At 72.2% G+C, this 12,285-nt stretch carries 12 protein-coding genes; 5 read left to right on the forward strand and 7 right to left on the reverse strand.

Annotation, left to right across the window (positions count from 1 at the left end; translation table 11 throughout):
- The first annotated feature begins 17 nt into the window (after window positions 1-17).
- Window positions 18-1,004, forward strand: coding sequence for an LLM class flavin-dependent oxidoreductase (locus ACFQUZ_RS23310; RefSeq protein WP_377445850.1), 987 nt, complete (start codon window positions 18-20; stop codon window positions 1,002-1,004).
- Between the two features lie 52 nt (window positions 1,005-1,056).
- Here ACFQUZ_RS23310 and ACFQUZ_RS23315 read toward each other — a convergent pair whose 3' ends face one another.
- The 5 genes from ACFQUZ_RS23315 to ACFQUZ_RS23335 form a co-directional block, all read right to left on the reverse strand.
- Window positions 1,057-1,536 carry a deaminase gene (locus ACFQUZ_RS23315; RefSeq protein ID WP_377445851.1) on the reverse strand — a complete coding sequence of 160 codons (480 nt, stop codon included), beginning with the start codon at window positions 1,534-1,536 and terminating at the stop codon, window positions 1,057-1,059.
- A gap of 146 nt (window positions 1,537-1,682) precedes the next feature.
- Entirely contained in the window at window positions 1,683-2,177 is a 495-nt protein-coding gene (locus ACFQUZ_RS23320) for a nitroreductase family deazaflavin-dependent oxidoreductase (RefSeq protein WP_377445852.1), read from the reverse strand.
- Window positions 2,178-2,409: 232 nt separating this feature from the next.
- Complete coding sequence (locus ACFQUZ_RS23325; RefSeq protein WP_377445853.1) at window positions 2,410-3,066, reverse strand: ABC transporter ATP-binding protein; 657 nt, start codon at window positions 3,064-3,066, stop codon at window positions 2,410-2,412.
- Window positions 3,063-3,947 carry an ABC transporter ATP-binding protein gene (locus ACFQUZ_RS23330; protein WP_377445855.1) on the reverse strand — a complete coding sequence of 295 codons (885 nt, stop codon included), beginning with the start codon at window positions 3,945-3,947 and terminating at the stop codon, window positions 3,063-3,065. Before ACFQUZ_RS23330 ends, ACFQUZ_RS23325 begins: the two co-directional genes overlap by 4 nt.
- A complete protein-coding gene (locus ACFQUZ_RS23335; protein WP_377445856.1) occupies window positions 3,944-7,036 on the reverse strand; it encodes an FtsX-like permease family protein in 3,093 nt (1,030 codons plus the stop codon). The genes ACFQUZ_RS23330 and ACFQUZ_RS23335 overlap by 4 nt, the downstream gene beginning before the upstream one ends.
- A gap of 151 nt (window positions 7,037-7,187) precedes the next feature.
- Between ACFQUZ_RS23335 and ACFQUZ_RS23340 the strand changes: the two genes are divergently transcribed.
- Together ACFQUZ_RS23340 and ACFQUZ_RS23345 are read left to right on the forward strand one after the other, a co-directional pair.
- Window positions 7,188-8,381 carry a sensor histidine kinase gene (locus ACFQUZ_RS23340; protein WP_377445858.1) on the forward strand — a complete coding sequence of 398 codons (1,194 nt, stop codon included), beginning with the start codon at window positions 7,188-7,190 and terminating at the stop codon, window positions 8,379-8,381.
- Window positions 8,378-9,004 (forward strand): response regulator, encoded by a 627-nt coding sequence (locus ACFQUZ_RS23345; RefSeq protein ID WP_377445860.1) that lies wholly within the window; start codon window positions 8,378-8,380, stop codon window positions 9,002-9,004. The genes ACFQUZ_RS23340 and ACFQUZ_RS23345 overlap by 4 nt, the downstream gene beginning before the upstream one ends.
- A gap of 31 nt (window positions 9,005-9,035) precedes the next feature.
- On the opposite strand, the gene ACFQUZ_RS23350 is transcribed toward ACFQUZ_RS23345, so the two are convergent.
- Window positions 9,036-9,446, reverse strand: coding sequence for a hypothetical protein (locus tag ACFQUZ_RS23350; protein WP_377445861.1), 411 nt, complete (start codon window positions 9,444-9,446; stop codon window positions 9,036-9,038).
- 149 nt (window positions 9,447-9,595) lie between these two features.
- Window positions 9,596-10,417 carry a VOC family protein gene (locus tag ACFQUZ_RS23355; RefSeq protein ID WP_377445862.1) on the reverse strand — a complete coding sequence of 274 codons (822 nt, stop codon included), beginning with the start codon at window positions 10,415-10,417 and terminating at the stop codon, window positions 9,596-9,598.
- 156 nt (window positions 10,418-10,573) lie between these two features.
- Here ACFQUZ_RS23355 and ACFQUZ_RS23360 point away from each other — a divergent pair, with 156 nt between their 5' ends.
- Both ACFQUZ_RS23360 and ACFQUZ_RS23365 read left to right on the forward strand, forming a co-directional pair.
- Window positions 10,574-10,915, forward strand: a complete 342-nt coding sequence (locus ACFQUZ_RS23360; RefSeq protein ID WP_377445863.1) for a YciI family protein — start codon at window positions 10,574-10,576, stop codon at window positions 10,913-10,915.
- Between the two features lie 116 nt (window positions 10,916-11,031).
- Window positions 11,032-12,231 (forward strand): RNA polymerase sigma factor, encoded by a 1,200-nt coding sequence (locus ACFQUZ_RS23365; protein WP_377445962.1) that lies wholly within the window; start codon window positions 11,032-11,034, stop codon window positions 12,229-12,231.
- Window positions 12,232-12,285 lie beyond the last annotated feature (54 nt).

Here is a 12,285-nt window from a genome sequence, read left to right on the forward strand (position 1 = left end):
AGGGTCGGACCCACCGGATGGAAGGTGACCAGCCCGACACATCGCCGGGCGTGAACCGGGCCGCGAACCGGGTCATGTCGGGACTCGGTGGCGGGGTGCCGGTGTCGGTGGTGTCCGCGATGATCGACCCCATGACGAACCTCGGCGTGGTTTTCCTGCCCCAACTCCCGCCTGAACGGCTGCGCGGTGTCGCGCGCGCCGCCGACGAGGCGGGTCTGGACGAGCTGTGGCTGTGGGAGGACTGTTTCTACCAGAGTGGTCTGGCCAGCGCGGCCGCCGCGCTGGCGTGGACCGACCGACTCCGGGTGGGGGTCGGACTGCTGCCGGTGCCGCTGCGCAACGTCGCCCTCACCGCGATGGAGGTGGCCACCCTGCACCGGATGTTCCCGGGCCGGGTGCTGGCCGGCGTCGGCCATGGCGTCCAGGACTGGATGGCCCAGGTCGGCGCCCGGGTCGAGTCGCCGATGACGTTGCTGCGCGAATACCTCGACGCACTCCGGGCGCTGCTGCGGGGGGAGCGGGTGACCGTGACGGGCCGGTACGTGCGGCTCGACGACGTTGCGCTGGACTGGCCGCCCGCGACCGTGCCGGCGGTGCTCGCCGGTGCGACCGGGCCGCGCACCCTGCGGCTGTCCGGCGAGCGCGCCGACGGGACGATCCTCACCGGCGGAACGCCGGTGGACCGGGTGCGCGAGGCCCGCCGGCTCGTCGACGAGGGCAGGTCGGCGGGGAACCGGACCGACGACCATCCCATGGTCGTCTACCTGCACGCGGCCACCGGACCGGACGCCGCCGACCGCATCGAGGCCGAACGACGCAGCTGGGGCTACGAAGCCACCACGGACGTGACAGTGGCCGGTGACGCGGCCACGGTGGCGGCAGCCGCGCAGCGGTGGGCGGACGCCGGCGCGGACACCGTCGTCTTTCAACCGACTCCGGACGATCCCGATCCGGAGGGCTTCGTTCGCTTCATCGCGCGTGAGGTGCGACCGCTGGTCCGGTGAACGGGCCAGGGAGCGAGTGGCTGATCCGGGTCGGTGCACGCGCTCCCCATCGTCAGGGCAGGGATCGGGGGTCCGGGTCCAGCGGCACATGCGCGTTGATCAGCCGGACCTCGTCGGCGAACTCCGGCATCTCGACCACCTCGACTCCGGCCGCCTCCAGCAACTCGACGCCCTGACAGTCGACGAACCCGAGCGGTTCCCGCATGGCCAGCACCACGCGACGAATGCCGGCCACCAGAATCAACTGCGTGCAGGTCGGTGACGCGTGAGCGCGTACACTGCACGGCTCCAGCGAGCTGTAGATCGTCGCGCCGGACAGGTCGACCCCGGTGCCCGCGAGCTTGCCCAGCGCCGACTGTTCGGCGTGCACGTGCTCGTCGGTCTCCCGCGAGTATCCCCGGGCCAACTCCGCGCCGTCCCGGGCCACGACGATCGCCCCCACCGCGTACGCCGTCGGTTTCGAGGGACAACGCCGGGAAAGGTCGACCGCCGCCCGCAGCCAGCGATGATCGATCGAGTCCCGCCCGGTCATCTGCCATCGAACCGATCCGGCGACCCGCACCGCAGCAACACCACGCCTCCCCCGACCTACCCCGGTGTCTCCGTCAACCTGGCCCGGGGCTCCTGGATTCCAGTTGGCGACATCATCCATCCAACGAGGCGTCCGTGGAGGTACGGTCACGTCGGCGCGGCGCCGTCCCGGTCCTCGACGCGGAAGGCGGGATAACGGTCGGCGATCGCTGCGAACGCGGCCAGCGGCGCGTGCGGGTCGACCGGGATGTGCGGCCGGGCACCCGGCACCTTCGCGACGTACCGCCTGAGGATGGGGGCCCGCTCGGCGACCGGTACCTCCACCAGCCGGCACTGGCGGGCGCGTCCGTGCCGGATGACGGCGAAACCGCCGGCCGCGCGGACGTTGCGGACCCAGTTACAGTCCTCGCCCAACATCGATACCACATACCAGGCACCCCGCCAGTCCGCCATGCCCAGCGGGAATCGGGTTGGCCGGCCGGTGCGGCGCCCGACGACCTCGAGTGTCACCCAGCGTCGCGGGAACACGCCACTGCCGTGGACGGCAGCCCAGAACCGTGCGAAGCGACGGGCGGTCACGTCGGCCCGGCCGCCCGCGTACATCGCACGAAGCTCTTCATTGGAGAAGGGCCAGCCGCCCATCCGCGCCTCCTTCGTTCCCCGCTTGTCGAGTCCGCCGATGCTCGCTGGCCCGGCTCCGGGCGCTGCTCACTCTCGACCAGTTCAGCGACAGCGGGCTGACTCCAGGATCGACGCCGGTGAGCCAGCGACACAGGGCCGGAGGTCCCGGTCGCGAGCCGGCGAGACCTGGGCCGGTGCTTGACCACCCTCTCGTAGTCGGCCCGTACGCCAGCGCGGAGCGGCCGGGCGGAGGCTAGCCGCGCACCAGTTCGGCACGCCCGTCAACGAGGTGCACCTCGGCATCGCAGGCGGCGGCCACCTCCGGGTCATGGGTGGCGAACACCACGGCCGCGCCCCGACGGGCCTCGCCGTGCAGCAACTCCAGCACCCGTTGCCGGTTCGCGGAGTCCAACTCGCTGGTGATCTCGTCGGCCAGGAGCACGTCGCCGTGCAGGGCCAGCCCTCGCGCGATCGCGGTGCGCTGCTGCTGACCACCGGACATTTCCTCGATCAACTGGTCCGCCTGCCCCGACAGGCCCAACCGGTCCAGGTTGTCGTCGGTGAGTTGACGGGCCTCGGCCGGAGCTGACCCGCATGCGATCAGGGCGACCTGAAGGTTCTCGCTGGCCGTGAGGGTCGGTGCCAGGCCATTGTCCTGCGGAATGATCACCAGCCGGCGGGCGACAGCGTGGTCCCTGTCGCGCAGCGGCTCCCCGTCCACGGTGACGACGCCGGAGGTCGGGCGCAGCAGGCCGGCCATGGCGGAGAGCAGGGTGGTCTTGCCTGCCCCGGAGGGACCGGTGACGGCGAGCACCCGACCGGGCCAGACGGTCAGCGAGACGTCCCGCAGCGCCAGACGGTCGGGGACGTATGCGACATCCAGCTGGTCCACCACGATGGTTTTGCTCACCGGTCCTCCCTCGGGCGGTCGACGGGGACGAGCAACACGGTGCCGTCCGGCTGGGGCTCCACCCTCAGCAGGGCACCCGGTCCGAACGTGTCCGCGATCTCGGGCGGCAGGTGCAGGGAACCGTCCCGACCGAGGACGCTGTAGTCCTCGCCGCTGCGCCCCTCGGCGCCGACCCGGCCGTCCCTGATCGTGATGACGCGGTCCATCTCGCGGGCCACGTCGGGATCGTGGGTCACCAGCACGACGGTGGTGCCCGCGCGGTGTGCGCCGCCGAGCGCGTCGAGCACCTCGACCTGTGCCGCGGCGTCAAGTTGGCTCGTGGGCTCGTCGGCCAGCAGCAGGCCGGGCCGGTTGGCCATGCCGACGGCGAGCGCGAGACGCTGCCGGTCACCGGGACTCAGGTCGGCCGGACGGTGCCGGGCCGCGTCCACGAGCCCGACCAGGTCGAGCACCTCACGCGGGGCCGGCCTGGCGCGGCCAGCGGGAGCACCCTGCTGGGCGAAGCGGATGTTCTGCTCGGCGTTCAGGTACGGCACCAGGTTGCGTTCACTGCCCTGCAAGACGACGCCCACGTCCCCGGCGCGCATCCGCTGCAACTCGACCGGACCGGCCTTCGCCAGGTCGTGGTCGCCCACCCGCAGCCGCCCGGCGGCCGGCGGGAGCAGCCCGGCCAGCAACGACAGCAGGGTGGATTTGCCCGAGCCGGACGGGCCCACGAGCGCCACCGACTGGCCGGGCGCGATGTCGAGGTCCACGCCGGACAGCGCGACAACGTCGTACCCCTCCAGGCGGTAGATGTAGACGAGGCCGCGACAGGTCACGCCGAGCGGTTCGGCGCCGGGTCCGGTTCGCTGCCGGGACAGGGTGGTGGCGAGGCTCATCGGGTTCCCTCCGCGGACGACCTGGACCAGGTCGGGCGGGGGGCGCCGAGCCCGGGTTCGGCCCGCCGCACCAGGCCCGGCGCGACGACCGCGATCCCGGCAAGGCAGCACAGCAGGAGTGCAACGGCGCCGGGCAACCACAGTCCGGCCAGTCGGTACACCGGCTCCAGCGCGTCCGGCCCGATGCTGACCAGTGGTATCGCGGGCAGCAGCAGCGCCGTCCCGGCCAACCCGGCGGGTGTACCGATCAGCACCGCCGCCCCGAACAGGTGCACGTACTCACCGCGGACGGATCGGCGCAGGACCGTCCTACCTACCCCGACGGCGCGCAGGGCGGCGAGTTCCCGGACCCGGGCCCGCGCCCCGACCGACGCGGTCATCGCCAGCGTGCCGATCGCGAGCAGCAGGGCGACGGTTCCGGCGGCCAGGTACAGGCGCAGTGCCAGGGCCGGGGCGAGGCGGCCCAACGCGGTTCGCTCGTCCGCGAGGGTGCGCATCGAGGTGATCTGCACACCGCCCTCCGCGAGCCGGGTGGCCAGGCCCGGATCCTCCGGTCCTGCCGCCCACACCTGGTATTCGTAACCGCGTTCGGACAGGCCGGCCCGCACGGCCTCACGCAACTCCGTCTCCAGGTCGAAGAGCATGGCCCGGTCGCCCGCCCCGGGCAGTGCCGCGAACCGCTCGGTCACCTGCCATGGATCCGGTTCGGAGCCGAGCGCGGCGAACTCGAACGCGTCGGCTTCCGGGTCCTCTGACGGTGCCGGTCCCGCGAGCACCGTGGGCAGCTCCGCCGGCGTGTCCGCGTACTCGACGACGGCGTCCATCGGCGGTGAGCTGGTCACCGAGATCTGGAGGCCGGTACCGGCGGCAATGGCCAGCCGCTGGCCCGGCCGTGGGGCGGGCGTCGTCCGCCAGGCGGTCGGGTCGGTCAGCCGGGCGTCGACCTGACCAACCCCGTCGCGGATCCCGTTCACGGTCACCTCCGCGCGAATGGGCGAGGAATAGATCGCGAGGTGCCGCACGGCCACGGCCATCAGCCGGCAGCCGTCGGGGCAATCGGGTAGCTCGCCGGTGTAGGCGCGGGTACCCGGAGCCAGCAGGCCCAGGTCGAGCGGGCGGGGACCGTCACCAGCGTCCAGGATCACCGCGATCGACACCGGGTGGGCTCGATCGAGCGCGCTGACCGTGGCCTCCACGCTCACCTGCGGACCACGCAGCCGGACCACCGGAGCCGCGGCCGTACGGAGCTGCCCGGCCACCGCCCGGGCGGTGTCGGCGTCCCCGCCGGGCCACGCGGCGATGGCGGCCAACCGCGTTGTGTCCACGCCAACCATTACCGTCTCGCCCTCGTTGTAAGGCTGGAACCGGCGGATCACCGCCATTGCCCGCGTGCCGCCCGGGTCGGCCTCGCGCACCGCGGTCAGCAGCGTCCGGGGATCCGCGGCGGTCACCTGATAGACCCGCGGCGCCGGCACCGAAGCACGAGCGGCCGTCTCCCGGTTGCCCGCCGCCACGTCCCAGCCGACCGCCGCGAAGGTGAGCAGCGCAACCGCGACCGTGAGTAGCGCGACCACCCGGGCGGTGGCCGGCCGGCGGGCGAGTTGCGCGGTGGACAGCAGCGTCGTGAGTCGCCCCCGGGCCGCCGCCCGCCGCCCCCGGACCCGGGCCCACCAGCCGACCAGTCGCCCGGCGAGCAGGCCGGCCACCAGCGCGACAAGTGCCGGAGCGGCGTACGCGATGGGCGTGCTGCGGTCGTCCGCGGCGAGCACCTGGTAAAGGGCGGCAAGGGCCAGGGCGCCTATCGCCGCCTCGACCGCGGCGACGCGCCGGCGCGAACGGGACGGCACCCGGCGGAGCAGGGCGAGTACGCCGGCGCGTAGCGTGCGCCGGGCGGCGAGGGCGATAGACCCGGCCGCGCCCAGTAACGCGAGCGCGGCGGCCACCAGCACCGTTCCGGTGAGCTCGGCGTGTACGCCCGGGGCGAGCACCGTCCGGGCGGCCAGTTCGGTGCTTGCCAGCCCGAGTGCCAGCCCGACGGGAGTGGCGAGCAGGACCAGGAGCAGCGGTTCGCCGACCCCGAACCCGCTGAGCTGGGTGGGGCGCAGCCCGCGTAGCCGGCCGAGGGCGATCTCCGGGCCGCGTTCCTCGGTGACCGCGGCGGCCACCACGAAGAGGACGAACAGGCACAGCACGAGCAGCGGCAGGGCCACCAGCGGCACGGACCGGGCGATCGCCTGGTGCTGGCGGTCCACCTCGTCGAGGGCCAGCCCCAGGCCCGACTCGATGTTCATGTCGGCGTCGATCGCTCGGGCGGTGGTGGCCGTCAGGTCCGCGCGCAGCGGCGGTACGTCGGTGAGCCGCACGTCGGCGGCGCGTAACGGGTGCTCCACCGACACGGTCGGCGGCCAGGCCCGGCCGAACAGCCCGTCGGTCACCGCGACGAACGCGGTGTCCATGACGTAGGTTTCCTCCTTCTTGAGGAAACCCATGCCGAAGTAGTAGCTGCGTCCCCAGTACGGGTCCAGGCTCGTGGTGGCCGGGTCATAGAGGCCCACCACGGTGATCGGCGTGGCCGGCTGCGCGGCCTTGATGTGTGGCGGGATCGTTTCGCGCAACGGCAGCCGCTGACCGACGGACAGCCCCAGGTGCTTCGCGGTCCGGTCCGCCAGCGCCATCTCGCCGGGTCCGGTCGGGCAGTTTCCGGCCACCAGCCGAACGTGCGGGCAGACGTCACCGCGCCAGACCATCGGCATGACGGTCTTGAACTGCTGGTCGGGGATGGTGGTCTCCAGCCGGACCGCGGTGTGCGGCTCGCCGAGACGATCGGCGAGCACCGAGCCGGCCAGTGCCTCCCGGGTGGTGGCCAGTGCCTCCTCTGGCGTACCCGCCTTGCTGGTGCTCGTCGTGACACCCGCGACGAAGGGTTGTTCGCCGGTGAGCACGTCGGTCAGCACCGACTGCTGCGCGGCGCGGGTGTAGGCCGGGATCGCCACCGCGGCCGCCACCGTCACCGCCACCAGCAGCGCCACCACGAACGAGCGGCGCGACCGGTACCCGATCCCCCGAACGACCACCCACAGTGCTGGCACGAATCACACCCCCGGCTCGTCGACGTGGGGTGAACCTCGGAGCGGCGACCGGAGGTTGTCGCCGTGACCATGTCGTTATCGCGCGACGGCCACGCAGGAGGCCGCGAGACCCGCGTGGCACATCGGCTTGACAGCCGACGATGATGAGGTCATGGCAGAGTCCGGCGTCCATGACCGCCCGGTGCTGCAGGGGGCCGGCGAGCGCATCGGCCGGCTCTGGGACGGGTACTTCGCCGGCGTCCTGCTGCTCACCCTCGCGGTCGTCGTGCTGTCCGGCACCACGGCCACCCGCACCGGGCAGGCCGTGGCGGCCATCGTCGGAATCGCCCTGCTGCACCTGACCGCCGGGCGCCGGATCATCCGCGCCGGCACGACCGGTTGGCGTCCGGTCGCGTACCTGGCGGCACTGCTCGTCGTGTTCGGCGTGGCGCTCGGCGGCGTGACGTCCAGCGGCTTCCTCCTGTTCCTGCTCTGCCCCCTGACCTTCCTGCTGCTGCCGCGCTATCCGGCCATCGCGCTGTGCGTCGTGGCGAACGCCATGCCAGCCGTCGTCGTCATCTGGCACGACGGCGTCTCGGCACACGTGCGGACGCACTACCTGCCGATGGCGGTCGGCGGCACGCTGCTTTCTGCCGGGCTTGGCCTGTGGATCCACGCGGTGGTGCGGCAGAGTCGGGAACGCGCCGAGCTGATCGAGCAGCTGGAAGCGAGCCGCGCCGAGGTGGCCCGGCTGTCCCGCGAGGCCGGGGTCGGCGCGGAACGTACCCGGCTCGCGGGCGAGATCCACGACACTCTTGCCCAGGGCTTCACCAGCATCATCACCCTGCTCCAGGCCGCCCGTGGCGATGTCGATGGCAATCCGCACGAGGTGCGACGCCGGCTCGATCTCGCGGTCCGTACGGCGCGGGACAATCTGGCCGAGTCGCGGGCGATGATCGGCACGCTCGCTCCGGCCGCGCTCGGGGTCGGCACGCTCGACCGGGCGATAGGCGGAATCGTCAGTCGACTGCGGGAGGAGACCGGGATCGAGGCTCGACACGCGGTCGAGGGCGCCGCGCGGCAGCTACCGACCACCGTCGAGGTCGTCCTCGTGCGGGCGGCCCAGGAACTGCTCAGCAATGTCCGCCGGCATGCCGGAGCCACCCAGGTGGCGGTCGTGCTGTCGTACGTCGACCGGGCAGTCCGTTTCGTCGTCACCGACGACGGTCGCGGCTTCGATCCCGGCGCGGTGCCGCGCGGGTTCGGTCTCGCCGGGGTGCAGCGGCGGGCCGATCAGGTAAACGGCACGCTTGCCATCCATAGTGGATCAGGTGGCACGCGGATCGAACTGGAGGTGCCGACGTGATCCGGATTTTGCTCGTCGACGATCATCCGGTGGTCCGGGACGGTCTGCGCGGCATGATTGACGCCGAGTGCGACCTCACCGTGGTGGGCGAGGCGGCATCGGGCGCGGAAGCCGTCGCGCTCGCCGCCGAGGTGAGACCCGACATCGTGCTGATGGACCTGCGGATGCCCGGACTCGACGGGGTCGGAGCGACCGAACGCATCCTCGCCGGATCTGCGGGCACCAGGGTGGTCGTGCTGACCACGTACGAATCGGACGCGGACATCGTCCGCGCCGTCTCCGCGGGCGCGTCCGGTTATCTGCTCAAGGACGCGCCCAAGGCGGATCTGGCGGCGGCGATCCGCGCCGCGGCCCGGGGGGAGACGGTCCTCGCACCGGTGGTGGCGTCCAAACTCGTCCAGCAGGTTCGCACGCCCGTCGGTCCGCGCCTGTCGGCCCGCGAGATCGAGGTGTTGCGCCTGGTCAGTCAGGGCATGACGAACGCGGAGATCGGTCGGGCGCTGTTCATCTCCGAGGCGACCGTGAAGACCCACATGTACCGGGTGTTCAGCAAGCTCGACGTGGCGGACCGGACGGCGGCGGTCACGACCGCGATGGCGCGGGGTCTGCTGGCCGGCCCGTGACGCTGGCCGCCGATTCGCGTGACGGACGGCATCACCCTGTTCCGGCGCCCGCCCGCCGGCCGGGCAACGGATGCGGGTGTGTGTACTCCGAGCGGCGACGCAGCATCACCAGCAGCATCGCCGGCACCATCAGCAGGTGGCCGAGCATCATCAGCCCACCGGAATCCAGCACCCCGACCGCGTACGGGATCAGCAGCACCAGGAACGGCGCGTACATGGCGGCGCACATCTCGGCTATCGGCCACCAGCCGTGCCGCCGTACCCGCATCCACGCCGCCATCCCCAGCGACATGTCGGTGGCCATCACCAGCGTGTGGACGGCGGGGAACCGGTCCAGAGCGGGCCACACACCGGTCCACACAGGACCGAGCAGCAGCATCCCGGCCAGCATCGCGATGACCATCTCCCCGAGGTGCCAGAGGAATCTCAGCGTCGGTCTCATCACGCCTCCGTATCCGCGGTGTTGAGACGATCGTCGCGAAACGGGGACGCCGCCCGGCACGGTCGGCGGACTGACGACGCTGTCGGTCGAACGATGGACACCGGCGGCTGGCGGTTCCGGGGCAGCCCGGGTCGTACGCCGGCTCGCCGTTAGCCGACGGGCTCGCCGAGCCCGATCAGGTTGCCCTCCGAGTCGTGGAACCAGATGGCGCGTTCCCCCGAGGCCCCGGTCGACGGATAGTTGCCCTCGACCCGCACCACGCCGTTCGGGTCGGCCTCGCCGAAAGCTCCATCCGGCTCGTCGAACTCGAGCCCTCGGGCGCGCAGCTCGGACACCACGGTGTCGAGATCGGTCACGGAGATCGCCATCTGGGTGTGCTCGCCGGACGGGCTGCCTCCGGACTCGAAGAGGACGAATGAGGTGCCGCCACACTCGTACCTCAGGCCGCCCGGCCGGGACTCGACCGGCTCCAGCCCGAGCCGATCGCGATAGAACGCACGGGCCCGCCCCAGGTCCGCCGCGGGCAGCCGGACGGCCACCGCCGCACGCTCCAGTGGCCCGGGGGCGCCCGACCCCGTCGGTGCCGCCCCGGCACGTTGCCGTTTGTTGACCCAGTACTGCGGGGTCAGCTGGATGAACTGCACCAGGTTGCCGTCCGGATCCTCCACCGTGCCGAACCAGGCACCCGCGTCGGCGCGGTACTCGACCTCGGCGACCCACGGCGCGGCCAGGGAGCGAAGGCGGTCGGCGACGACGCGGATGTCACGGACGTGATACGTCAGGAGGATGCGCCCCGCGTCGGTCGCCCGCGACGACAACCCGTCACGGCCCTCGACGAGCAGGTCGGTCCCGCCGAGGCTGAAGAAACCGTCGACGTCCGGCCGGGCGTCCAGCACCACCACGTACCACCGGCGCAGGCGGTCGGGATCGGCGCTGCCCAGAATGATCGTATCCAGGGTCACACTGGTCATGGCGCTTCAATCTATCCGATACCGCTCGGTGTGGCAGTCGACGCACCCGTGCCGGCCGATCGTCTACGGTTGATCGGAGAGCTGCGCGGAGCGGGTTCAGCCCGTTGGCCTCGTACGACGCTGTGGGCGGAGCGCACCGAGTTCAAGGAGAAACCAATGCCGCAGTACGGAGTGTTCGTCTACCTCCCCGCCCCGGCCGACCCGATGGACCTGACGCCCGACTACGTGGCCCTGCTCGAGCGGTACCAGGACCAGGTGACGGGGCTGGGCGGCCAGATCGTCACCGGGGTCGCACTACAGCCCAGCACCACCGCCTCGGCGGTCCGCGGTGACGTCGTCACGGACGGACCGTTCGTCGAGGCCAAGGAGGTGGTGGCCGGCTTCTACGTGCTGGAGGCGCCCGACCGGGAGACGGCCGTGGCGATCGCGAAGCTCAACCCGGCGACCCGGGAGGGTGGCGTGGAGGTCCGGCCGCTGTTCGTCCCGCCCCCGGAATGACGGCCGACGAGACGACCGTCGAGGAGCCGGACGCTGCCGGTGACGGGGACGCCACCGACGGCACGGCCGCTGTGGAGCGGGCGGTGGCGGAGGCGCACCGGCGCGAGTGGGCGTTCGTGCTCGCCGCGACGACGCGCGTCACCGGTGACCTGGACGTCGCCGAGGAGTGCGTCCAGGACGCGTACATCGCCGCGCTTACCGCCTGGGCTCGCGACGGCATACCCCGCAAACCGGGCGCCTGGTTGACCGCGACCGCGAAACGCAAGGCACTGGACATCCTCCGCCGGGAACGGGTGTTCCGGTCGAAAATGCCCCTGCTCGTGGAGCCCGCCGAGGACGTGACGGATCACTTCGGATCGGACGCCGTACCCGATGACCGGCTGCGTCTGATCTTCACCTGCTGCCATCCCACGCTGACCCGGGAGGCGCAGGTCGCCCTGACACTGCGGCTGGTGTGTGGGGTGGCCACACCCGACATCGCGAGGTCGTTCCTGGTCTCCGAGACGACGATGGCTGCCCGGGTGACCAGGGCGAAGAAGAAGATCTCCGCGGCGCGGATTCCGTACCGGGTGCCGGACGTCGCCGAGTTGCCGCAGCGGCTGGACGCGGTGCTGACCGTCATCCACCTGCTCTACACGACCGGACACACCGCACCGTCGGGCGCCGACCTGGTCCGCGCCGACCTGGTCGACCGATCCCTGCACCTGGCCCGCATGCTGCTGGCACTGATGCCGGACGAGCCGGAGGTCCGCGGGCTGCTCGCGTTGCTCCTGCTCACCGATGCTCGGCGGGCCACCCGGACCGACGCCGAGGGTCGGCTGCTGGTGCTGGAGGACCAGGACCGGTCCGCCTGGGACCGAGCCGCCATCGGCGAGGGTCGCCGGCTGTCGATCGACGCGTTCCGTACCGGTCGGGTGGGCCGGTACGCGTTACAGGCGGCCATCGCGTCGCTGCACGCCAACGCCGAGACCTACGCCGCGACCGATTGGCGGCAGGTGGTACGGCTCTACGACGAGTTGTCGAGGGTGTGGCCCTCGCCTGTGGTGGCGCTCAACCGGGCCGTGGCCGTGTCGATGGTGGACGGTCCGCGCGCCGCCCTGGACGAGGTCGAGGCTCTGGAGCGGGACGATCGGCTCGCCGGGTACCACTACCTGGCGGCCGTGCGAGCCGATCTGCTGCGCCGCCTCGGCCGGCACCGGGAGGCGGTGACCGCGTACCGCACCGCCCGCGACCTCGCCGACAACGAGCCCGAACGGGCCTTTCTGGCCGCCCGGCTCACCGAGTCGAGCGCCGCCGCGGAGGCCGCCGGCGACTGACGGCCACCCATGGTCACCCTTCCGGCGCACGGGCTGGGTGTTGTGCACCGTTGG

Origin of the sequence: Plantactinospora sp. GCM10030261, from assembly GCF_042666615.1 — a bacterium.
Lineage (GTDB): Bacteria > Actinomycetota > Actinomycetes > Mycobacteriales > Micromonosporaceae > KBS50.

Coding starts and splice junctions, on each gene's coding strand:
- ACFQUZ_RS23310 (WP_377445850.1), top strand. CDS start 18: ATGGAAGGTGACCAGCCCGACACATCGCCGGGCGTGAACCGGGCCGCG.
- ACFQUZ_RS23315 (WP_377445851.1), bottom strand. CDS start 1,536: ATGACCGGGCGGGACTCGATCGATCATCGCTGGCTGCGGGCGGCGGTC.
- ACFQUZ_RS23320 (WP_377445852.1), bottom strand. CDS start 2,177: ATGGGCGGCTGGCCCTTCTCCAATGAAGAGCTTCGTGCGATGTACGCG.
- ACFQUZ_RS23330 (WP_377445855.1), bottom strand. CDS start 3,947: ATGAGCCTCGCCACCACCCTGTCCCGGCAGCGAACCGGACCCGGCGCC.
- ACFQUZ_RS23340 (WP_377445858.1), top strand. CDS start 7,188: ATGGCAGAGTCCGGCGTCCATGACCGCCCGGTGCTGCAGGGGGCCGGC.
- ACFQUZ_RS23350 (WP_377445861.1), bottom strand. CDS start 9,446: ATGAGACCGACGCTGAGATTCCTCTGGCACCTCGGGGAGATGGTCATC.
- ACFQUZ_RS23355 (WP_377445862.1), bottom strand. CDS start 10,417: ATGACCAGTGTGACCCTGGATACGATCATTCTGGGCAGCGCCGATCCC.
- ACFQUZ_RS23360 (WP_377445863.1), top strand. CDS start 10,574: ATGCCGCAGTACGGAGTGTTCGTCTACCTCCCCGCCCCGGCCGACCCG.